Origin of the sequence: Streptomyces sp. H39-C1 (genome assembly GCF_027158125.1) — a bacterium.
GTDB classification, from domain to species: domain Bacteria; phylum Actinomycetota; class Actinomycetes; order Streptomycetales; family Streptomycetaceae; genus Actinacidiphila; species Actinacidiphila fildesensis.
The window spans coordinates 1-1579 of sequence record NZ_JAPVLS010000243.1; the positions used below are offsets into that span (position 1 = coordinate 1).

Here is a 1579-nt window from a genome sequence, read left to right on the forward strand (position 1 = left end):
CCCCAAGGCCGGGTAGTTAGCGTTTTCGCAGGTCACGCAAGTGCCTGGAAGGTTTCTCGACGTAGTGCAACGGAGCTCGTTGGTACAGGCAGTCGTCCAAGACAGCTTGTTGCCGAAGGAGCTCCGTTGCCTGGTCATGGTGTCCTGCCGCCGTCGATAGAGACCATCACCCGAACGGTCACGGTGGCCGCGGGCCGGTTCGCACCCGGTCATCTGGGAGAACTGACGGCGATCGTGCCGTTCGAGCTGGTTGACGCGGTCTTGTCCGAGACGAGGACGGTGCAACGGCGGCTGCGTGATCTGCCCTCGCGCGTCGGGATCTACTTCCTGCTCGCAATGTGCTTGTTCCCCGAGGTCGGTTATCGGCTCGTCTGGGACAAACTGACAGCCGGCCTGACCGGGATGCCGGTGGCCTGTCCGACCGCGAAGGCGTTACGTGACCTGCGCCGGAGACTGGGCAGTGCGCCGGTCCGGGCGTTGTTCGAGGTGCTGGCCGGGCCGCTGGCCCGGCCAACGACGCCGGGCGTGCGGTTCGGGCCGTTTCGGACCGTGTCCTTCGACGGCTGCAGCTCACAGAGGGTCGCGGACTCCGACCGGAACCGGGCCTGGCTGGGGAGAACCTCGCATCACGGCTATCCGACGCTGGAGTTGATGACGCTGGTCGAGACCGGGACACGGGCCCTGATCGGCGCAGTGTTCGGACCGACCGCCGAGGGGGAAACCCGATACGCATCACGTCTGTTGCACCTGCTGACACCTGACATGCTGGTGCTGTGGGACAAGGGCTTCGACGGGAACGACTTCCTCTCCCAGGCCGTCGCAACCCGCGCCCAGGTGCTGGGCCGACTCCGCAGCAACCGACGCACCCCGGTTCTGGCCCGTCTCGCGGACGGCTCGTACCTGTCGGTGATCGGCACCGTGAGCGTGCGGATCGTCGACGCGCAGATCTCGGTGACCTGCGCGGACGGCACAATCTTCACCGGCTCCTACCGGCTGGTGACGACCCTGACCGACGCCCGTCGCTACCCCGCCGCCGCACTTGCGGCCCTCTACCACCAGCGGTGGGAACACGAATCGGCGTACTACGCGCTCCGCCACACCCTCATGAAAGGTCGTCTTCTGCGCTCAGGTGACCCGGCCGGCGTTGAGCAGGAGATGTGGGCCCTGCTCACGCTCTACCAAGTGCTGCGGACCGTCATGGTCGACGCCGCAGAGTCCCGGACCGGGACCGACCCGGACCGCTGCTGCTTCACTGTCGCCGTCCAGACCGCCCGTGACCAGGTCGTCCAGGCCGCCGATGTCATCCCCGCACATGTCGGGGCGGTCGGGCTCATCGGCCGTCGGATTCTGGGCGCCGTCCTCCCGCCGAGGCGGCAACGGGTCAGCACCCGCAAGGTCAAATCGCCGATGTCCCGGTACAGCGAGCGACGCGACGACGGCAGACCCGGCGCGAGCCGCACCGTCACCCACCTCGACGTCACCATCCTCGAACCCACCGATCAGCAGCCCGCGCTGCCCACCGCCTCCCGGGACGATCGGCACACCGCCCCCGACAAGCGCCGCCGACACCGAATTCTGA

Annotated in this window: 1 protein-coding gene; it reads left to right on the plus strand. The window is 67.7% G+C overall.

From position 1 onward, the window contains the following. Positions 1 to 126 precede the first annotated feature (126 nt). Positions 127 to 1579, plus strand: a 1453-nt coding sequence (locus tag O3W51_RS47955; RefSeq protein WP_269290387.1) for an IS4 family transposase, incomplete at its 3' end; no start/stop codon positions are given.